Raw genomic sequence first — 20,546 nt, forward strand, 5'->3', positions numbered from 1 at the left:
CATCACCGATAGCTCAGAACCAGGCCATGAATCAGCATTGACCAGCCATCCATTGCGACAAACAGCAGCAGCTTGAATGGGATCGCCACATTGGTCGGGGTGACCTGCGAAAGGCCCATCGCCATCAGGGCGTTGGCCACCACCAGGTCGATGACGATAAACACCAGATACAACAGAAAGCCGATGCGGAAGGCTTCGGTCAATTCGCTGAGCGTGAAGGCCGGCGCCAAGACAAGCAGGTCGTCCGACTTGAGCGTGGCGGCCTTGTCCTTGGGCCAGATCTGTTGTGCGGAACGCATGAAAAAGGCTTTTTCGCGTTCCCGTGTGTGTTTGAGGAGGAATTGCCGAAACGGCTCCCGGCAGGCGTCGAGCAGGACCACCACACGGCTGTTATCGGACCCGGCACCGTAGTTCTGCGCGGCCTTGAACGCCTCCATACCCACCGGTGCCATCACAAAGCACGACACCAGCAACGCAACGCCATTGAGGACCATGTTCGGCGGCACCTGCTGTACCCCGATCGCATTGCGCAGCAGACCGAGCACCACCACGATCTTGGTGTAGGAGGTGACCACCATCGCTGCGAAGGGCAGCAGGCCCAGCATGATGACCACCAGCAGCAGCGAGCCAACGTCAGGCATCTGCATGCGTGCTCTCCGACATGCTGAGGATCTGCACGCCAAGATGTTCGCCCACTGTCACTAACCTGCCGATGCCGATGGTCTGGCCGTAAACGACCAGGCGGATGTCGGCTTGATCCACCGGCACCGACAACTCCAGGATCTGCCCGGGCTGCAAACCCGACAACGTCGATAGAGACAGCGCAAGTTGGTCCACTTCCAGCTGCACCGGCAGTTCCAGTTCCGCAACGTTGCTGGCGGACTGTGCGACTTCGGGCTCAAACGTATCGTGCTGCATGGTGGGGGTGGCCTCCAGAATCATCTGTTGCAGGTTCAGGCGTACCGGAGCGCGCAAGACCGCGCCCCCGGCGATACCCCAGAGCACCTCGCCGCTGGTGGCCGCAGCCGAGGCCGTGCAATGCAGCAAGACATCGCCAGGCCGCAGCGACTGCAGCAGCGCCGCCGATGCGGTGCGCTCGCCGATGCGCAGGCGCGTGTTGACGCGCAGTGCGGCCAGCCACACTGGCAGTGGCGCGGGCGCCGCCAAGGCGGCAACTGCGGTCCGCAGCGTGGCCAGCAGGGGGGCGCTTGCCGTCAGCGCAATCGCATCGAGATCGCCCAGTGTGATGCCGATGCCGTGGCAGTCGTCTGGCTCTGCATCGCGCTCGAAGGCGATGACCTCGGCAGCGCCCAAGCCCAGCGGCGCAAGAGCGCCGAGGCGATCGGCCAGCAATATCCCCGCGATCGAAACGCGGAGTGCGTGGTCGTCCTCGTTCAGTAGCAGCGCCAGGCCGTCGCGCGCGGCAATCCGCACATCCATCTGGCCGGTGTCCAACTGCAGGCGCAGGCGGGCCGCATCGTTCGGTGAGATGCGACGGCGATGCGTGGCGAAGCCGCATTGGCGTGCGGCGCGTGGATCGCCGAACACCCTGCTCAGCTGTGCGCGCTCGGGCGCAACGCGCCTCAACGCCTGAGAGAGTGCACGTGCCGGTGGAGCCTGGCTCTGCTCGGTTAGCAAGATGGAGTTCCTCCAAATGGCTTTCTGTCGCCAGTGCCGCGTTAGACAACCTCGATGCTGATCTGGAGCGTGCTACTCAGCGTGGAGTTCAGTGCAGCCTCCAGACGCTGCCTTCCGCACCAAAGTAACTCGCGCGCGTCCGGCGAACTGGTATTGAAGCGAAGCGATAGCTGGTCCGGCGAAAGCCGCAAAAACAACGTCGTCTGTGCGACGAGCCCTTGATCGATATCCAGCCAGGCTTCCCAGCTCCCTGCGCTGCGCACTGGCGTGGCGTTGCAGAACTCGGCCACCCGCAGCGCGATGTGGTCGATCGCCATCTGGGCGCGCTGCGTGCGTATCCACTCGGTGGCGATATGTCGCCCAACCGCGCCATTGTCGGTGCCTTGGAGTGGCTCTTGGTATTTCGTGCCATCGACAGGTAATGCCGGGTCCGTTGTTGCGGGCGCGCCGTCATGGGCTTCGGTGAACCTGTCCTCGGCATCGGGCTCCGGTCGATCCTCGTCGCACTGCGGCGGCAGCACCATGCAGGGAAGCGCGAGCTGCGCGCTGCGCAGTCGCTGGCGCAGTTGCAGGAAGCTGGAGCGCTGCGCCGACCGGGCCGGCGTGGCAGGAGCCGCCTGCCGCTGCAGTGCGCCGCTGACCGGCAGGATGCGCACATGGCGGAGGGGCGGCTTGCGCATCACACCACCACCCTGCCGATCGGCTGTAACTGCACCTCCGAACCCAGTTCCTGGAACGAATAAACCTGCAGCCACGTCAGCCGTGCTTCGATCATGCGGCGCACATAGCGGCGTACGTCCATCGATGCGACCACCGCCAGCGGATGCTGCGCCTGGTCGCCCACGATGCGTTCCACCTGTTCGACAAGCTGGTTCGCCTGCTCGGGCGGAAGGGCCAGGAAATTGCCGGCCGCGGTCGCGCGAATGGATTGCCTGATCATTTGTTCCACAGCATGGTCGAGCATCACCGCAGGCAGCTGCCCGGTGCCTGCGGTTGCGGTATGCGCAAGATAACGGCTGAGATCGCAGCGCACATATTCGGTCAACATCAGAAGGTCCTTTTCCTTCGGACCCCATACCACCAGACTCTCCAGAATGCTCTTGATATTGCGCACCGGAATCCTTTCTTCCAGCAGACGCCGCAACACATCGGCAATGCGTTGTGCGGGCATCGCCTTGTTGACCTCCGCAACCAGCCCGGGATAGTCCACAGCCACCTGCTCCAGCATCCACTGGGTTTCCTGGATGCCGACGAACAGGTGCGCGCGCGCGTGCAGGGGTGCGATGGCCTGGCGGGCCAGCGCCGCTTGCATGTCGTCGGTGTCCCCCAATTCGGCGCGTGTCTCGGGGACATCGTGAATCAACACCTCGTATTGCATGTCCTGCAGGGACTCGCTCTGCCATATCGCGATTCCGGGAAACGGCAAGCCCAGCAACTCGACCAACTTGCGGCGCTCGCTTTCGATCGCCTGATCAAGCCGCGCGGGGTCGAGCAGATTGGCCAGCTGCGGCGACAGACGCATCGACAGGGGTGAGGCGAAATCAGGGGCGTTTTTGCGAATATGTGGCGCCTCGCCCTTGGCGCCTTTACGGCTCGTCGAAGGCAGTTTGCGCTGATCGGTGCCGCTGATATCGCGTTGCTTGCGCCAGATCGTATAGCCGCCGGCGCCGACGGCCGCTGCCAGCAGCAGGAACAGCACGGCCGGGAATCCAGGGACGAACGCAAAGCAGGCCAGCAGCACGCTCGCTGCCATCAGGGCGCGCGCATTGCTGGTGAGCTGACGGCCGATATCGAGCCCGAGCGAGCTGAGCCTTGTCTCGTTCTCGTTGGCCACGCGGGTGATCATGACGCCGGCAGCCACCGATATCAGCAGTGAGGCGATCTGCGACACCATGGCATCGCCCACCGACAGGATCGCAAAGCGGTTGGCCGCTTCGCCCGCGGTCATGCCGTGGTACGTCACGCCGACCACGATGCCGGCCAGGATGTTGACCATGGTAATTACCAGGCCGGCGATCGCATCACCCTTGACGAATTTCATGGCGCCGTCCATGCCGCCGTGCAGTTGGCTTTCCATGGCCAGCCGTGCGCGTTTGCGGCGTGCTTCATCTGCGGTCAGGTTGCCGCCGCGCAGGTCGGCATCGATACTCATCTGCTTACCGGGCATTGCGTCCAACGTGAAGCGTGCACCGACCTCGGCAACGCGTTCGGAGCCCTTTGCGATCACGATGAACTGCACGGTGGTGATGATCAAGAAAACGACCAGGCCTACCACCAGATTGCCGCCGACCACCAACTCGCCAAAGCTCTCGATAATATGGCCCGCCTCGGCGTGCAGCAGAATCGACTTCGTCGAGGCGATATTCAAGGATAACCGCAGCAGTGTGGTGAACAGCAGCAGGGAAGGAAACGACGAGAGCGAGATCGAGTCGGGCACATACATCGTGACCATCAACAGCACCACGCTCAGGGTGATGTTGATGCCCAGCAGCGTATCGATCAGCGGCGTTGGCAGCGGCAGGATCATCAGCCCGATGACCGCCACCACCAAGGCGGCGATGGCGACTTCGCCGCTGTAAGCGAAATACCTTGTCGCTCGCACGCGATCTCCTAGCATGGCAGAGCTCCATCGCCGTCGCTGTGGTCGCGACCGAGTTCATCGACCCAGCGCAACACCACTGCAACCGTTTCGAACAGTGGTTCGGGCACTGCGTCGCCCAATTCAACCTGATACAGCGCACGTGCCAGTGGCGGATTGGCAACGATCGGAATGCCCTGGTTATGCGCGAAGGCGCGCAGCTCCAGCGCGCCGTCGTCCACGCCCTTGGCCACGACCTGCGGTAGGCCGAAGTCATCGGGCTCGTAGGCCAGTGCCACCGCGTAATGGGTCGGGTTGACCACCATCACCTTGGCCTTGGCGACGCGTTCGCGCGGGTCGCCAAACACCATCTGATTGGCGAATTCCTTGCGCTTGCCCTTGATTTCCGGGTCGCCCTCGCTCTCCTTGACTTCGCGCTTCTGCTCGTCCTTGCTCATTCGTTTGTCGCGGATGAACAGCCAGTGCTGCACGCTCCAGTCTGCGGCGCCGACCAGTACGAACAGCAGCACGCCCAATGCGAATAGCATCCCCAGCGTCCGCCAGGCAATCTGGGCAATGTCGGGTGGTGTCTGGTAGGCAAGGCCAATGATCATCGGCATGAGGATGCGGATACCGGCCCACAGCACCACGCCAATCAAGATGGCCTTGATGATCAACTTCAGTAGATTGATGAGGCTTCGCAACGAAAAGAGTTTCTTGACCCCGGTTGCGGGATTGAGGGAATCGAACTTGGGCGCCACCGGCTTGAGGGAGGCATTCAGCCCAGTCTGGAAAGCACCGCCTGCCACGCCAGCCACCAGGCAAGCAACCAGCAAGGGGAGCATCAACACCAATCCCTGGATGCCGATATGGCCCAGTGCGCGGTTTATTGCCGTTGCATCGCGTGTATTTTCCGGGAAATCGAAGCCGATCGTCATCAATGCGCGCATGTGGTCGGAGAAGTAGTCGCCGGCCGATTTCATGACCATTAGCGCGCCAAAGAGCACCGCGGCTGCAGTGACGTCCGGGCTGACCGGAACTTCCCCGTCCCTGCGCGCATCCCGCAGTTTCTTCTCGGTCGGCTTCTCGGTTTTTTCTTCCGACATTGCCCTCTCCTTCCGCGATCGCTGCGCCCCCGATTGTGGTGAGCTGTGGTGGAACGATCCGCTTGACAGGCGAATGTGTGGGTAGCCTGGCGAAGCCGGAATGGTTTGTTCGCCAGCGAATTCCGATATTCGCTTCCGAAAGGATCCGGCCGCCGTGGCGCGCGTAGCTTTCCCCCCGTGTACGGTCCGCATGTCATTAAAACGAGGTGCAGTGTGGAGAAGATTCAATGTCCCGGGTCGGTCGTGAGTGGGCTCATCGAACTGATCACGGTCGGACTCACCCATGACAAGATTCAGGACGCTGCCGCGGTCCTGGCCGCAGTCCGAGTACTGCGGCCAGAGCTGAAGGCGCTGGACACGTTCGATGCATGGATTTCCATCAAGCGCGGTAATTACGTGGAAGGCGCGCGCCTGCTGCGCGAACTGGAAGGCGACGCCGGCTCCAAGCCGCTGTGCAGGGCCTTGTACGCCTGCTGCCTGTTCGCGATGGGCGACCAGTCGTGGCATGGCGTCGCGGACGGGCTGATCGAAGAAGACGCCGATGCCGACGCGGTGGCCCTGGTCAAGGCGCTGTCCGGACGACGAACCCCAACGGCTGCGCCGGCGGAAGTGCCGGTCGAATCCTCAGCACCGATGGAAGTTCCAAATTCGCAATACCTGCGTGCCTGAGTGACGCCAGTCCCGACCCCATAGGAGTATGCGATGACGCTCATTCCTCCTGTCCAAGCGATTGCCGGCACCAGTATTACCTCCACTCAAGCGCTGTCGCCGGTGGCAGCGCCCAACCAAGCGCTTGTGAATCGCTTTCAAGCGCTGATGCAGTCCTCTAGCCCCTTGCCGCCCGCCATGCAGCGGGTGGGCAACCCGAGCATGATGAGCCGCGTGGTCGATGTGCAGAACGATGGCGTGCGGACCATCGCCGAGCATATCGATGCCTTCAGCATGCAGGCACCGACCATGGGGCTGCAGGAAATGGCAGCGCAGCAGATCAAGTTGATGCACGAGCTGACCATGGTCGGCTTCAACCTCAATGTCAGCGTCGGCGTGGCGCAATCGGGAAAGAACGCCGTGCAGACACTGGTCAAGAACCAATAGCATGCGCGCGCTGAGATACCTGGTGGTGCTGCTGGTGGCGCTGCTGCTGTCTGCGTGCAGTCAGCAGCTGTATTCCGGGCTCACCGAAAACGATGCGAACGACATGCTCGAGGTGCTGCTGCATGCGGGCGTGGACGCGTCCAAAGTCACGCCAGACGACGGCAAGACCTGGGCGATAAACGCACCGCACGATCAGGTGTCCTATTCGCTGGAGGTGCTACGCGCGCACGGGTTGCCGCATGAGCGGCACGCCAATCTCGGCGAGATGTTCAAGAAGGATGGCTTGATCTCGACACCCACCGAAGAACGCGTACGTTTCATCTATGGCGTGTCCCAGCAGCTGTCGCAGACCTTGTCGAATATCGATGGGGTCATTTCGGCCGATGTGGAAATCGTGCTGCCCAACAACGACCCGCTTTCCACCTCGGTAAAGCCTTCCAGCGCTGCGGTGTTCATCAAGTTCCGCGTCGGTAGCGATTTGACCAGTCTGGTGCCCAACATCAAGACGTTGGTCATGCACAGCGTGGAGGGACTCACCTACGAGAACGTCAGCGTCACGCTGGTGCCGGGCGGAGCGGAGAGCGATGCGCAGTTCACCGCATCGGCACCGCCGAGACCTTCACCGTGGCCGTGGTTGGCCGGGTGTGCGTTGGCGTTGTGTCTGGCGGTTGCAGCGGCGCTGTATTGGTGGCCAAACCCGCAGGCGGGCCGTTGGGGCGGCTGGCAGCGCCTGCGGGAGTTGACGAAAGGCAAAGCCGGGTGAGCGCGGGATGGACAACACGCGGATCGACAATGCGGCACGATGTGTTCAGCGCTGGACGGACGCGTTGGCGCACCTGGCCGAATCGTTGGACGCCGCACGGGTGGCGCATTGGCTTGGCCCGGTGGCGGCGTCGGGCTGGGCAGCGGCGCCCGTCTACCGTCGTATGCGGGTGATCCAGGCGTGGTCGGGATGGTCGGGATTGTCGCCCTCTGCGCTCGGCCTGCATGCGAACCAACTCGCCGTCCTGATGCCCGCGCTATTGGCCAAGGTCCTGATCGCGCGTGCGCTGTTCTCGCGCGGGTTGGCAGTGCGTCGTTGTATCGAGCGCGAGCGTCTGGACTGGCTCGAACAGTGCGTGGGTCCTGCCGTGCTTGAGCACGTGCGCCAGAACGCGTCCGCCGGCCTACCTGTGCCGCTGTTACCGCGCGATGCCGATCAAGCGGCGTGGGTCGGCGACGGTTGGCGTCGGATGCAGGCAGATGGCGTCTGGCCCAACCCGGTTGTTGCCAAGCTGCTGGCGCTGTCCTTGCCCCTGGGCGCCGCGCAGGTGGCGGCTCTCGCAGCAGACGGTGCGAGCGATGCATTCCTGGCCGCGCTTCCTACCCTGATGCCGGAGGCGTCATGCGTCTCTGGTTGAGGTCAACGCCCGATGCCATCGGCCTGGATTGCGATGTCATTCCGCGCGAGGCGCTGGCCTCGGTGCTGGCGCTGGATGCTGCCACTGCCGAGGTGCACGCACGCTGCGAGCAGGCCCTGAGCCAGGCGCAGACACGTGCACAGACGCTGATCGACGAGGCTCAACAGCAGGCCGAGGCGATCCTTCACGATGCGCGCCAAAAGGCCGAGCGCAGCGCACGCCTGGGATATGCAACCGGGCTGCGACGTCAGCTTGATGAGTGGAACGAATCCGGCCTGCGCCATGCCTTTGCCGCCGACACGGCCGCGCAGCGGGCACGCGAGCGCCTGGCTGAGATTGTCGCGCGCACCTGCGAGCACATCATCCTCGGACACGACCCTGCGGCGCTGTATGCGCGTGCGGCGCAGGCCTTGGAAGGTGCCCTGGACGAGGCCAAGGCCCTGCGCGTGAGCGTGCACCCCGACGCGGTGGACGCTGCGCGGCGCGCCTTCGACGCGACCGCCACCGAGGCGGGCTGGACCCTGCAGGTAGAGCTGTGCGGCGATGCCGATCTGGCCGTGGGCGCCTGCGTGTGCGAGTGGGATACGGGAGTGTTCGAGACCGATCTGCGCGACCAGCTGCGCAGTCTGCGGCGCGTCATTCGCCGCGTGTTGGCCGCACCCCAGGAGCCCGTGGATGCTGGCTGAGATGCCCCTGCTGGAGACAGCGCTCGAGCGCGAGCTGGCCACGCTCGCGTTCGGTCGTCGCTATGGCAAGGTGGTCGAACTCGTCGGCACCATGCTCAAGGTGGCCGGCGTGCAGGTCAGCCTGGGCGAGGTCTGCGAGTTGCGCCAACGCGATGGCACCTTGTTGCAGCGTGCCGAAGTGGTGGGCTTCAGCCGCGATCTCGCATTGCTGGCGCCGTTCGGGGAGCTGGTCGGGCTGTCGCGCGAGACGCGCGTGATCGGATTGGGGCGCCCGTTGGCGGTGCCTGTTGGACCGGCCTTGCTGGGGCGCGTGCTCGACGGCTTGGGCGAGCCGTCGGACGGGCAAGGAGCAATCGCCTGCGACACCTGGGTACCGATCCAGGCGCAGGCACCGGACCCGATGCGTCGGCGGCTGATTGAACAACCCATGCCGACCGGCGTGCGGATCGTGGATGGCCTGATGACGCTGGGCGAGGGCCAACGCATGGGCATCTTCGCCGCAGCAGGCGTCGGCAAGAGCACCTTGATGGGAATGTTCGCGCGCGGTACCCAGTGCGATGTCAACGTGATCGTGCTGATCGGCGAGCGCGGACGCGAGGTGCGGGAGTTCATCGAGCTCATTCTTGGCGCCGATGGGCTGGCGCGCAGCGTCGTGGTGTGTGCAACCTCCGATCGCTCGTCGATCGAGCGCGCGAAGGCCGCTTACGTCGGCACCGCCATCGCCGAGTATTTCCGGGATCGGGGCCTGCGCGTTCTGCTGATGATGGACTCGCTGACGCGCTTTGCCCGCGCGCAACGCGAGATCGGTCTGGCCGCCGGCGAGCCCCCCACGCGCAGGGGCTTTCCGCCATCGGTGTTCGCCGAGTTGCCGCGCCTGCTCGAACGCGCGGGCATGGGCGAGAGCGGGTCGATCACCGCGTTCTACACCGTCCTGGCCGAGGACGACACCGGCAGCGACCCGATCGCCGAAGAAGTGCGCGGCATCCTCGATGGGCACCTGATTCTCTCCCGCGAGATCGCGGCCAAGAACCAGTACCCGGCAATCGACGTGTTGGCCAGCCTGAGCCGGGTGATGAGCCAGATCGTCCCATCGGACCACTCCCAGGCCGCCGGCCGGTTGCGGCGCCTGCTCGCCAAGTACAACGAGGTGGAAACCCTGGTGCAGGTGGGCGAATACCGTCAGGGAAGCGATGCCGTTGCCGACGAAGCGATCGACAGGATCGATGCGATCCGCGACTTTCTCAGCCAACCGACCGACCGGCTCAGTGCGTACGAAAGTACGCTGGAGCAGCTGGCCAGCGTGACCGACGATGCGTGAGCCTGCCCACACCTGGTCGGTGCTGCATCAGCTCAAGGCGCGTCGCTGCGAGCGCATGCAGGAACGTTCGAGCGATTGCAGGCGTGCATTGGAACACTGCGACCGTGAGCTCGCCAGGTGCAGACAGGAGGCAGAGGCTTGCACCACGCGCTTGGCCAGTTGCGACGCCGCGCTGATGGACAAGGCCGGTGTGGGTGGTTCGATCGATATCGACACGATCCTGCAGCATGAACGCTTCCGCACCGTGCTGGTCGAGGCCTGTCGCGCTGCCGAGCAGGCGCAGACAGCGGCGAGCCAGTCGTTGCAAAGCGCCCGCGATGAACTGGCGTCCGTGCAGCAGGCGCTGAGCAAGCTGCAGGCACAGGCGCAGGTGTATGCAGACAAAGCCGCCAGTGCACGCCGCGCCCGACAGGCGCAACGCGAGGCAGCGGAAGAAGAAGACGCGATCGAGGCGCTGGTCGCGCTGCGTTCGCACCGCACCGCGCAGCGGGGCGCCCGATGAACGACGCCACCGATGCCTTGCTGGCCATTTCCTCGCAGGGCGTGTCGCTGTTGACCCTGCTGGCATTGTGCGGGGTGCGCGTGTTCGTGATGTTCATCGTGCTACCGGCAACGGCGCAGGACAGTCTGCCCGGAATCGCGCGCAACGGCGTGATCTACGTCCTGAGCTCGTTCATCGCTTATGGGCAACCGGCCGATGCGCTGGCGAAGATCCAGACGGTCGGCCTGGTCGGGGTGGTGTTCAAGGAGGCGTTCATCGGTCTGCTGATCGGGTTTGCCGCATCGACGGTGTTCTGGATCGCCGAGAGCGTTGGCTTGCTGATCGACGACCTTGCCGGTTACAACAATGTGCAGATGACCAACCCGCTCAGCGGCCAGCAAAGCACGCCGGTGTCCACGGTGTTGCTGCAACTGGCCATCGTGTCGTTCTACGCGCTGGGCGGCATGTTGATGTTGCTCGGCGCGTTGTTCGAATCGTTTCGCTGGTGGCCGCTGACCCAGCTTGGGCCGAACATGGGGGCGGTTGCCGAATCGTTCGTGATCCAGCAATCCGACAGCATGATGGCCGCGGTCGTCAAACTGTCCGCACCGGTGATGCTGGTGCTTGTGCTGGTGGATCTAGCGATCGGCCTGGTGGCGCGTGCGGCCGACAAGCTCGAACCGTCGAATTTGAGTCAGCCAATCCGTGGGGTGCTGGCGTTATTGCTGCTCGCCTTGCTGACCAGCGTCTTCATCGCGCAATTCGGCGAAGCGCTTGGTTTCCTGCATTTCCAGCAGCAATTGCACGATGCCGCCAACGTGGGTGGCAAGAGAGCCGCGTCGCACTGATCTTTATTGAGACATTCCCGGCTTTGCACTTCCTACACTGATCGCTACCGACTTCTTCACTTGCCTAGCAGAGGGAACGCCATGGCTCCTGCCTGTACCACAGTCCACCGCCGACGTGCTCCATTGGCCGCCGTCCTGATGCTCAGCCTGCTGCCAGTGTTGTCGCCACATGCCGACGCCGCCCAGGTCCCGTGGCATTCGCGCACGTTCAAATACGTCGCCGACAACAAGGATCTCAAAGAGGTGCTGCGTGATTTGTCCGCCAGCCAGTCCATCGCCACCTGGATCTCGCCAGAAGTCACCGGTACGCTGAGCGGCAAATTCGAAACATCTCCGCAGAAATTCCTCGACGACCTGGCGGCCACCTACGGCTTCGTCTGGTACTACGATGGCGCCGTGCTCAGGATCTGGGGCGCAAACGAATCCAAGAGCGCGACCTTGAGTCTGGGGACCGCATCGACGAAGTCACTGCGCGACGCGCTTGCGCGCATGCGCCTGGACGATCCGCGCTTTCCGGTGCGTTACGACGAGACCGCGCATGTGGCAGTGGTCTCCGGACCGCCAGGGTATGTGGATACCGTTTCGGCGATTGCCAAGCAGGTCGAGCAGGGCGCGCGTCAGCGCGATGCCACCGAAGTGCAGGTGTTTCAGCTGCATTATGCGCAAGCGGCCGACCACACGACGCGCATCGGCGGTCAGGACGTGCAGATTCCAGGCATGGCCAGTCTGTTGCGCAGCATGTACGGCGCACGCGGCGCACCGGTCGCGGCAATACCGGGGCCTGGCGCCAACTTTGGCCGGGTACAGCCGATCGGCGGCGGGTCCTCCAACACATTCGGCAATGCCGCACAGGGTCAAGGCGGCGGAGCCAGCGGCATCCTGGGGCTGCCTTCGTCCTGGTTCGGCGGGGCCTCGTCGTCCGATCGCGTACCGGTCAGCCCGCCGTTGCCCGGCAGTGGAACTGCTGCGACTGCGGGCTCGCCCGCCAGCGTCTGGCCGGAGCTCAGCAAGGGACGGCGCGACGAGTCCACTCCGATCGACGCCGGTGGCGGCGCGGAGCTGGCCTCCGATGCGCCGGTGATCGAAGCCGATCCGCGCACCAACACCATCCTGATCCGCGATCGACCCGAGCGGATGCAGAGCTATGGCACCCTGATCCAACAGTTGGATAACCGGCCCAAGTTGCTGCAGATCGATGCCACCATCATCGAGATCCGCGATGGCGCCATGCAGGATCTCGGTGTCGACTGGCGCTTCCACAGCCAGCACACGGACATACAGACCGGCAACGGCAGTGGCGGTCAGTTGGGCTTCAACGGCGCATTGAGCGGCGCTGCCACCGATGGCGCGACCACGCCGGCTGGGGGCACCTTGACGGCCGTGCTGGGAGACGCCGGGCGCTACCTGATGACGCGCGTGTCGGCGTTGGAGACGACCAACAAGGCCAAGATCGTGTCTTCGCCCCAGGTTGCGACGCTGGACAACGTCGAGGCGGTCATGGACCACAAGCAACAGGCATTCGTCCGGGTCAGCGGATACGCATCGGCCGATCTTTATAACCTCTCCGCCGGGGTGTCGTTGCGGGTATTGCCCAGCGTGGTGCCAGGCTCGCCGAACGGTCAGATGCGGCTGGATGTGCGTATTGAGGATGGCCAGCTTGGATCCAACACCGTGGACGGCATCCCGGTCATTACCTCCAGCGAGATCACGACCCAGGCCTTCGTCAATGAAGGGCAGAGCCTGCTGATTGCAGGATACGCCTACGATGCCGACGAGACCGATCTGAATGCGGTGCCGGGCCTGTCGAAGATTCCGTTGCTCGGTAACCTGTTCAAGCACCGCCAAAAAAGTGGGTCGCGCATGCAACGGCTGTTTCTGCTGACCCCGCATGTGGTGTCACCCTGATGGATGGTGTGCGAAAAGCCATCGGTGGCAGCTGCGAGTGCCTGATACTCGGTGAATACCAAAGCCCGAATAAGGACGGGATTGTTTGAGAAATCATCAGACGGGCCATGCAATCGGCGTGCGTGTGTAGCGACTCAGAGTGCCCAAGACCACCGCCTGGATGATAGTCGGGCGGCGCTGGGAATCTGTATGTGTCACTCGCACATGCTGGTTTTTATACGTGCCCCAGCCTGTCTGAGCGATCACATGGCAGTCGTGTCGCCTGCGAGAGGCGGGTTGCTGGCAGTCAGCTCGGTATCTGGGGTAGACGATGAGGGGCCGTCTATGCCTTGAACTGAGCGCGATTGCGAGCGGGCGCATATCGACGGCCTGAGCCGGCATCATTACGCATGGCCGGTGCGTGGGTGCAGCAGCCTCCAGTCGAGCGATGATGGCGTGATGGTCTGCGATCGCACGCCGAAAAAATCACGCCAGCAACGAAGGTTCACTTGAGAAGGCGTGTCCCAGAACAAAAGATCTGGCGATTGACTGACGCTTTGACGCCGGAACGGCGCTGCTCGCATGCCGATGGCTGTCTGTCGGGCACCTGTTGCGCGAAAAAGACAAGCGCGAGAACTGGTAGCGGATGTACGCGGTTACAGCAATGAGAGCGCCTGCAGGCTGGCGCATGAAGCGACAACCTGCAGGCCGTGGCCGGTAGGGGCGACCAACAGTTCGTTACTGCATCGATCCGGTGTCGCTCGCAAGGCTGGTGCCGAGGCTGGTGCCGAGGCCGCCGCCGAAGCCACCACCAAAGCCGCCGCCGAAGCCACCACCATTCTGCGCCTGGAGAATGTCTCCGACGATATTCATCAGCATCTGGGTGTATTGCGAGGGGGAGCCGTTGGACTGACCGGCCTGCTGCCGATTGCCGCCCTGACCACCAGAGTCACCACCCTGGCCTTGACCCTGACCCTGCTCGGCATTGTTGCTCTGCTGAAGCAGGGCCATGATGAGCTGGGTCAGCAGCTGGTCCAGTTGCTTTTCCGAGATGCCCTGGTTGCCCTGGTTCGAACCAGATTGCGTGTTCTGGCTGGGGTCAACCTGAAAGAAGGACGAGTTGGCGCCGAGCTGTGTGTTCAAAGAATTCATCATGACGATTCCTCTCTGATTAACTGGGATTTGTTTTTCGCTCAACTGCCGGGCGTAAGCGACGGCAGTTGTGGGGCGCGTTTTTCGCCCCGAATGAACAGTAGAAGCGGCAGCCCGGTATCGCCAGAAATTTTGCGAAATTGCGCTTGTACGGGCGAAGAAGGCCAGTGAAAAATGTTTTGGGATCGATAAGAAAATCCCGGGCGCGTGATTGAAGGACGTTTTTTCGCTTGCCTGCTAAGTGTTTCGTCGGCCCTGAGTAAATCACGTACAGGTGGCGTTATGGTGCCGCCGTCGAGCGTTGTGGGTGGTTGCGTGCCGGCGCTCTACTCACCTGGAGACCTGTATTCAATCGAGATCGAGGTAACGGCAAATGAGCGATTCAACGATCGCGTACCAGCATGTCGATCAGCACTCCAATTTGCAGTTGGGGTTCTCGTCCGGGCCTTCGCCAAAACGACGCGTGCGCGCGAAAAGGTCAGGATGTGGTCGTCGGGCAGGAGCTGGTCCGCAGCGTATTTTGTTTGCAGCAGCACTGGCATGCGCGGCGCCTTTCGCGCGCGCGGATTGCTTCGAGGAGGCCGCCGGATATCAGCACGTCAACCCTTGGGTGCTGCGTGCCATTGCCTGGCAGGAATCGCGCGGTCGTGCCGACGCAGTCCATCGCAACAACAACGGCACGGTTGATTACGGGAAGATGCAGATCAACTCCATCCATCTGCGGCGGTTATCCAGCTACGGAATCTCCAGGGACGCATTGATGCATCCGTGCATCAGTGTGTATGTGGCAGCGTGGCGGTTGCGCGAGATGACCAACAAATACGGAAATACCTGGGCTGCAGTAGGGGCCTACCATTCCGAAACGCCGGGGGAACGCGACAAGTATGCGCATGCCATTCACTCGATTCTGCTCAGGCGCGGTGTGATTGCCGAATAGCGCGAAGGCCACTGCAGGCGTGCGTAGATAGGTGCAGCCCAGGTGTGTGGAGAGGCCCGGGCATGAGGTGGCGCAGGATCGTGCAAGGCGGCGACACGCTGATACGAAAATATCTGCGGAAATAGCGCGTTTACCTTGTCGTCGCGCATGCGGTGATTGAAGTGAGGTCAATCTCCGCCGTCCGTCGCCACCTAATGGATCTCAGTGTGTGCTGGAGGCTGCGCGTGGAGCCATCACATGGCTGCCGCACGCGCACTGCCGGTAATCCGGCAGTGCGTGTGCGGCGGTCGGATGCTGGCCTGACCGACGGCTGCTCGATGGCCACCGCGGCGCGCGGTCACGCTTACTCAGCTTGCGTGCGAGCTGCTTCGGCCTCGCGGACTGCCGCTGCAGCCTGCCAGGTGCCGGCAATGATCTTGTACTGCATGCCGGCGGCCATGCCGGACAACGCATTGGAGAGCAATGCGCTGCGTGCTGGCGACAAACCGAGCCAGGTGCCAATCATGTTGACGGCTGTACCAAATGCGATGTTGGAATTGATGGCGGCGGTGCGCGCGACAGAATGATCCATGACCCGCTCATAGTCCTCGCGCCTGGCCTTCAAGGTTGGTTCCCAGATCTGCTGCGTACCGGCTTCGTCGGCCTCGTGCTGGGTGACATTGAGCCAGTCGGCTGTCTCCAGGCCGACATTCAAGGCCGCGTTCACTGCCGCTTGCCGAAAGACGACGTTGGTCGCCTCTCCCATGTTGAAGGGCGACATCAATCCCGCCCAGCGCTGCCTGGCCGATGCAAAGTCTGGTAACTCCAGCTCATTGGATGCCAGGTTGGTCAGGACGTTGGCCATGCCGTAAAACCTGCCTGCACTGGTGACGTGGTGATCGCTGACGCCACCGTTGGTAGGTGCCCGCATTCCCACCATGCGGAACGTCGCCTGGATGGCATCGCGGGCCGCTGCATAGGGGGCGATCTTGAGCTCACCGGCCAGCAGCCTGGCCGCCAGCTCCGGTCGGCCGGAGGCCTTGCCTGCAGCGCCTATGGCGATATTGCTCAAGATGCCGGCCAGCGCGAGCCGGGTGACCAGATCCGAGTAATGCTGCTGCTCGCTCCTCTTGTGGTGACGTTCGTCTTCGGACAGCGCTTCCCACTGCTCAAGATTAAGGTTGTGAAAGCCTCGGGCGGCGGCGTCGGGGTTGCGGTTCTCGCGGTTGCGCCGCAGCGTATGCAGCGCCAGATGCAGCGTACCCGACACCGCCTGCATGGCGACGACCGCTTCGGGTGGGAACTGGCGAGCGTCCCGATTGCAGCGTAAGATCGCTTCGCAGCCAGACGCGTCGATCGGGCGATCATGCGTGATGTGCGGCACGCCGACTCGGCATGGTGCATATGCTGTGCTCAGCTGCCCTTGCAATGACGGGGTGACTTCTTCGCTCGCAATCGAGGCGCCAGGCGTACCTGCTATCCAGCGCCGCCTTGTGGTTTGTATCATCGTCGTCGGCGAGCTTGAAGTTCGCATAAATCCAGGGAATCTGGATGCGCGCCTTGCGAAACGATCATTCCACATCCGAACAACCAATTCGCGTGTGCGGGCCAAATATGTTTGGTGCCGCGGCCGTCTTCGCACGGCCGAAGACAGGCGTGCGCGTCCTGGCAGCGTCGCGCGATGCATCAGTGGGGCCGACGCCGGCGCTCTGGTGCGGATCGATGGCGGTGTGGCGGGGTTCGCTTGTTTGAGCGATCGTCCGGGGCGCGTGGTGCGGACCTGCAAAGCAGGTGGCTGCATGAGATCGCTAAGCCAGCAAGCTGCAATCCCGCCAAGTTTTCAGACTTCCAAGGGATACCGAAGCCCGAACGGTTCAAGGCGAGTCCGATTCGTCTGCAGCCGGCCCACCACATAATGCAGTGCTGCTGTTGGCAGCAAACCAGACGCGTATCTTCAGCGTTGCCTGCGCAATGGGGTAAGGCGTCTAGGCTTACATTGCACCCTGCCGGGTGGGCCCAGCTTATCGCTACGCGGGTTATCCGAGTCGCCGGTAAGTGGCCCGGAAGTCTGGGCCGCCGCTGCATAAGTGCCAGATCGTAGATCGATATGCTTTATAAACGGGCCTGGTGCTTAGGATTGGAAGCGTTCCGCAGGCCCCCTTATTCAGAGCATTCGGCCCGCCGCAGGGTGAGTGCGACGAACCGATGCCGTTTAGGGGGCGCAGCGTTTGGAGTGGCGCTCCGCGCATTGCGGATGACGTACCGCGATGCCATCGGTGCAAAGGTTGGCAGCAGCCGGGGCGATGTGCCAACTTCCACATCAGATCAAAGCATGTCCGGCGGCGGTGCGGTGGCCTTGGAGTGCTGCTTGCCGCGTGCATGTTCGATGGCAGTGCGCAGCTTGCGCGCTGCTCCGGTCACGGCAGAGGCCGTCGTTTCGGCGCTGTTGGTGGCTGCGATTGGCGGCAGGCCGGCGACGTGCGCTTCGATGCTGCAGGTTCGATCCGCCGCGCCGCCGCGCTGGCCGTTCTCATCACGCAAATGCACGTCCACCCGGGTGATGTCGCTGGCGAAATGCGCCAGCTGGGCGGTGCAGGTCTTTTCGACATGCGCCACAACAGACGGATCGTGCGGCACGTGCTTGTCGGTCTGGATCTGAATCTGCATAGAGGATCTCCTTCGCGGTCATCCGCTGCGTCTGCCGCAGCGGTGGCTTGATTCTGCGTCAGCGGCGTGTTGTCGCAAAGTGACAACGCGGCATGCCCATTCATGCGCTAGCAGGGTCCTCCGCCGCCATCGCCGCGGTGCAGCGAGATCGTCCGATCGGTTCGCGGACGCAGACTGCCGCGGCTGAATCATCGGCGCCGGGCGATCGGCTCGATCAAGGGCGGTGCCTTAAGATGCCGGCACCCGCGGTTGCCCGCGCCTGTTCGATGCCTGCCTGTGTCCGAATTCCGATTTACCTGTGGTGCCCGCCAGGGCTTGTTGCGGCGTCTATTGTTGCTGGCCGCGCTGTGGATGGTTTGTATTGGCACGGCTGTGGCCCAGGACGAGGACACGGTGCTGGAGACCGCGCAGACCCAACTGGACAGCATGCAAAAGGTGCTGACCCAAGCCGAAGCGGGGCTGGAAAAATCCGACACCGACCAGTTGCGCAAGCTGGCTGACGATGTCACCGGCGCGCAGCGCCAGGCCCAGGATCTGGCGCGCTCGCTGGAGCCTCCGTTGAAGGAGCTGTCTGTCCGGCTGGCCGGGCTTGGCGAGGAGCAGAAGACCGACCCACCAGATCTACGCGACCAACGCCGCGCGCTCACGCGCGAGCGCAACGGACTGGATGCCGAGCTCAAGCGGGCGAACCTGCTGGCACTGGATGCCAAGGATCTCGCCGACCGGCTCGAAGGCGAGCGCGCCCAGCGCTTCAGCGAGAAGCTCTCCGCGCGCGCTGCCTCGCCGCTGTCGCCCGCGTTGTGGAATGAGATCGCGCAGGAATGGCCCGACGACCGCACGCGCCTGCAGGCGCTGTCCGACGAGGCCGTACAGGCGATGCGCACCGGCACAGCGACCAACGGTATCGCCGGTCTGGTGATCGGGACGCTGGCGGCATTGATGCTGGCATTTCCGTTGCGCATCTTCCTGCGTCATCTGGGGCGGCGGTATGCGGCCTCGCGTGCGCCCGGTGGCCGCTTGCGGCGCTCCGGCCTTGCACTGTGGTTCTTGTTGGTCGGAACCCTGACGCTGGGCATGGCGGCATGGGCATTGGCCGAGAGCGTCCGCGCACTGAGTGAGCTGCCGACGGATCTGGAGCAGCTGCTGAGTGCATTTGTAGTGATCAGTTGCGTGTCGGCCTTCGTCGGTTCGCTCAGCGCCAGCCTGTTGATGAAGCACCAGCCCACCTGGCGTCTGTTCCCGTTGGACGATGCAACTGTCGATCGCTTGCGCGTGCATTGTCTTGCCACGGCGGCGGTGAGCTGGTTTAGCGGTATGGCGATCAGAATCAACGACGTGGCGCGCAGCAGCGGCGCATTGACGATCGCTACCGATGCGGTTGCGGCGCTGTTGTATGCGGGATTGATCCTGTCGGCACTGGCTGGCCTGACCCTGTCGTTGCGCGCTCATGCCGCAAACGTGGGTGCGGCCGATGCGGACAGCAGCGCACCACCGCCGGTGGTGTCGCGTGGCGGCGGTTACATCGTGTTGATCCGTCTGCTGGGTCATCTGGCGGTGGTCTTCGCGTTGGTGGCGGCCTTGTTCGGCTACATCAATCTGGCCCTGTTCGTCGAGCAGCAGATCATCTGGATCACCCTGGTGTGCAGCGTGCTCGCGCTACTGGTGATGTTTGCCGACGACCTGACGACCTGGGTGTTCAAGCCGGAGAGCCGTTTCAGCCGTGCGCTGTCGCATGCACTGAATGTCGGCAGCGGGCGGTTGGTGCAGGTGGGGTTATTGATCTCTGCGGCAGTACGCGTGCTGCTGGTGCTGCTGGGTATTGCCGCGCTGGTGACGCCGTACGGCGCCAACCTCGCCGCAGTGACCGGCTGGTTGGAAAACGTTTCGCACGGTATTGCAATTGGCAAGGAACTTGTCATCACGCCCGGCGACGTGGCCAGGGCGCTGTGCGTGTTCCTGCTCGGCATGGGCCTGGTCCACATCGTGCAGAAGTGGCTGCTCAACACCTATCTGCCCAAGACCGAACTGGATGCGGGAGCGCGGAATTCGATCAGCACGGTGGCGCGCTATCTGGGTTGGCTGATCGTGGCAGTGTGGGGGCTCACGGCGCTGGGTCTGGATTTGAAGCGATTGGCGCTGGTATTGAGCGCACTGTCGGTGGGTATCGGTTTCGGTCTGCAGGCGATTACGCAGAACTTCGTGTCGGGATTGATCTTGCTGGCCGAACGGCCGGTGAAGATCGGCGATTGGGTGCGTATCGGCGATCAGGAAGGCGACGTGCGCAGGATCAGCGTGCGTGCGACCGAAATCCAGGTGGGCGACCGCTCCACGTTTATCGTGCCCAATTCGGAGTTGATCACCAAGAGTGTGCGCAACATGACGCTGTCCAATCCGATGGGCCGTGTGCAGTTGCAGTTCTCGGTGCCGCTGGAAACCGACGTGGCCAAGGTGCGCGACATGTTGCTGGCCTTGTTTGCCGAGCACGAGAAGGTGCTGGCCGAACCGGCGCCATCGGTGTTCATCGATTCGCTGGCCGGCGGGCACGTCAATTTCAATTCGTTCGCCTACGTGAGCAGCCCGCGCGATTCCTATGGCGTGCGCAGCCAGTTGTTCTTCGCGCTGCTGCAGCGCATGGCGACGGTGGGCATTGCGTTGCAGTCGCCGCAGGAGATCCGCTTCAGTCGTGCAGGTGCAGCCGTGGCGCGCGAGGCGGGAGATGGTGCGCCTGCGTCCGATGACTGAGCTGGCGAGATCTGCCAGGGCTGCGCAACGGGGAG

The 20,546-nt window shown here is 63.3% G+C and carries 19 protein-coding genes; 11 read left to right on the forward strand and 8 right to left on the reverse strand.

From position 1 onward, the window contains the following. Window positions 1-2: 2 nt before the first annotated feature. From sctR to sctU, 5 genes are all read right to left on the reverse strand, one after another. Window positions 3-647: a type III secretion system export apparatus subunit SctR gene (sctR, locus tag AMD14_RS02580; protein ID WP_003485742.1), complete on the reverse strand. Its 645-nt coding sequence runs from the start codon at window positions 645-647 to the stop codon at window positions 3-5. Then, complete coding sequence (sctQ, locus tag AMD14_RS02585) at window positions 634-1,587, reverse strand: type III secretion system cytoplasmic ring protein SctQ (protein WP_033480118.1); 954 nt, start codon at window positions 1,585-1,587, stop codon at window positions 634-636. Before sctQ ends, sctR begins: the two co-directional genes overlap by 14 nt. Window positions 1,588-1,679: 92 nt before the next feature. Further along, window positions 1,680-2,318, reverse strand: coding sequence for a type III secretion system protein SctP (sctP, locus tag AMD14_RS02590; protein WP_015462791.1), 639 nt, complete (start codon window positions 2,316-2,318; stop codon window positions 1,680-1,682). Then, window positions 2,318-4,255, reverse strand: a complete 1,938-nt coding sequence (locus AMD14_RS02595; RefSeq protein WP_011050295.1) for an FHIPEP family type III secretion protein — start codon at window positions 4,253-4,255, stop codon at window positions 2,318-2,320. Before AMD14_RS02595 ends, sctP begins: the two co-directional genes overlap by 1 nt. Continuing rightward, window positions 4,249-5,322 carry a type III secretion system export apparatus subunit SctU gene (sctU, locus tag AMD14_RS02600; protein ID WP_011050296.1) on the reverse strand — a complete coding sequence of 358 codons (1,074 nt, stop codon included), beginning with the start codon at window positions 5,320-5,322 and terminating at the stop codon, window positions 4,249-4,251. Before sctU ends, AMD14_RS02595 begins: the two co-directional genes overlap by 7 nt. A 213-nt stretch (window positions 5,323-5,535) precedes the next feature. On the opposite strand from sctU, the gene AMD14_RS02605 reads away from it, so the two are divergent. The 9 genes from AMD14_RS02605 to sctC all read left to right on the forward strand — a co-directional run bounded on the left by AMD14_RS02605 (window position 5,536) and on the right by sctC (window position 13,055). After that, window positions 5,536-5,991 (forward strand): HrpB1 family type III secretion system apparatus protein, encoded by a 456-nt coding sequence (locus AMD14_RS02605; RefSeq protein WP_011050297.1) that lies wholly within the window; start codon window positions 5,536-5,538, stop codon window positions 5,989-5,991. Window positions 5,992-6,024: 33 nt separating this feature from the next. Then, window positions 6,025-6,417 carry a type III secretion protein HrpB2 gene (locus AMD14_RS02610; RefSeq protein WP_005912701.1) on the forward strand — a complete coding sequence of 131 codons (393 nt, stop codon included), beginning with the start codon at window positions 6,025-6,027 and terminating at the stop codon, window positions 6,415-6,417. Window position 6,418: 1 nt separating this feature from the next. Continuing rightward, window positions 6,419-7,180, forward strand: a complete 762-nt coding sequence (gene sctJ, locus AMD14_RS02615; protein ID WP_003485754.1) for a type III secretion system inner membrane ring lipoprotein SctJ — start codon at window positions 6,419-6,421, stop codon at window positions 7,178-7,180. A gap of 7 nt (window positions 7,181-7,187) precedes the next feature. After that, window positions 7,188-7,817: a type III secretion protein HrpB4 gene (locus AMD14_RS02620; RefSeq protein WP_005928355.1), complete on the forward strand. Its 630-nt coding sequence runs from the start codon at window positions 7,188-7,190 to the stop codon at window positions 7,815-7,817. Next, window positions 7,802-8,503 carry a type III secretion system stator protein SctL gene (gene sctL, locus AMD14_RS02625; protein WP_003485757.1) on the forward strand — a complete coding sequence of 234 codons (702 nt, stop codon included), beginning with the start codon at window positions 7,802-7,804 and terminating at the stop codon, window positions 8,501-8,503. Before AMD14_RS02620 ends, sctL begins: the two co-directional genes overlap by 16 nt. Then, window positions 8,493-9,821: a type III secretion system ATPase SctN gene (gene sctN, locus AMD14_RS02630; RefSeq protein WP_011050299.1), complete on the forward strand. Its 1,329-nt coding sequence runs from the start codon at window positions 8,493-8,495 to the stop codon at window positions 9,819-9,821. Before sctL ends, sctN begins: the two co-directional genes overlap by 11 nt. Further along, window positions 9,814-10,323 carry a type III secretion protein HrpB7 gene (locus AMD14_RS02635; protein ID WP_011050300.1) on the forward strand — a complete coding sequence of 170 codons (510 nt, stop codon included), beginning with the start codon at window positions 9,814-9,816 and terminating at the stop codon, window positions 10,321-10,323. The genes sctN and AMD14_RS02635 overlap by 8 nt, the downstream gene beginning before the upstream one ends. Then, window positions 10,320-11,150 carry a type III secretion system export apparatus subunit SctT gene (gene sctT / locus AMD14_RS02640; protein ID WP_003485764.1) on the forward strand — a complete coding sequence of 277 codons (831 nt, stop codon included), beginning with the start codon at window positions 10,320-10,322 and terminating at the stop codon, window positions 11,148-11,150. Before AMD14_RS02635 ends, sctT begins: the two co-directional genes overlap by 4 nt. Window positions 11,151-11,231: 81 nt before the next feature. After that, the gene (gene sctC / locus AMD14_RS02645; protein ID WP_011050301.1) at window positions 11,232-13,055 is read left to right on the forward strand and encodes a type III secretion system outer membrane ring subunit SctC; all 1,824 of its coding nucleotides are present in this window, start codon (window positions 11,232-11,234) and stop codon (window positions 13,053-13,055) included. Window positions 13,056-13,772: 717 nt separating this feature from the next. Here sctC and xopA read toward each other — a convergent pair. After that, window positions 13,773-14,186 (reverse strand): XopA/Hpa1 family type III secretion system protein, encoded by a 414-nt coding sequence (gene xopA / locus AMD14_RS02650; RefSeq protein ID WP_011050302.1) that lies wholly within the window; start codon window positions 14,184-14,186, stop codon window positions 13,773-13,775. 373 nt (window positions 14,187-14,559) lie between these two features. Between xopA and AMD14_RS02655 the strand changes: the two genes are divergently transcribed. Further along, the gene (locus tag AMD14_RS02655) at window positions 14,560-15,123 is read left to right on the forward strand and encodes a lytic transglycosylase domain-containing protein (protein WP_040107562.1); all 564 of its coding nucleotides are present in this window, start codon (window positions 14,560-14,562) and stop codon (window positions 15,121-15,123) included. 343 nt (window positions 15,124-15,466) lie between these two features. On the opposite strand, the gene AMD14_RS02660 is transcribed toward AMD14_RS02655, so the two are convergent. Next, complete coding sequence (locus AMD14_RS02660; protein WP_015462793.1) at window positions 15,467-16,486, reverse strand: hypothetical protein; 1,020 nt, start codon at window positions 16,484-16,486, stop codon at window positions 15,467-15,469. A 941-nt stretch (window positions 16,487-17,427) separates the two neighbouring features. Next, complete coding sequence (locus AMD14_RS02665) at window positions 17,428-17,769, reverse strand: HPF/RaiA family ribosome-associated protein (protein WP_005912682.1); 342 nt, start codon at window positions 17,767-17,769, stop codon at window positions 17,428-17,430. A gap of 351 nt (window positions 17,770-18,120) precedes the next feature. Here AMD14_RS02665 and AMD14_RS02670 point away from each other — a divergent pair, with 351 nt between their 5' ends. Further along, window positions 18,121-20,511, forward strand: coding sequence for a DUF3772 domain-containing protein (locus AMD14_RS02670; RefSeq protein ID WP_223293182.1), 2,391 nt, complete (start codon window positions 18,121-18,123; stop codon window positions 20,509-20,511). Window positions 20,512-20,546: the final 35 nt, after the last annotated feature.

The organism is Xanthomonas citri pv. citri, assembly GCF_000961215.1.
Taxonomy (GTDB): domain Bacteria; phylum Pseudomonadota; class Gammaproteobacteria; order Xanthomonadales; family Xanthomonadaceae; genus Xanthomonas; species Xanthomonas cissicola.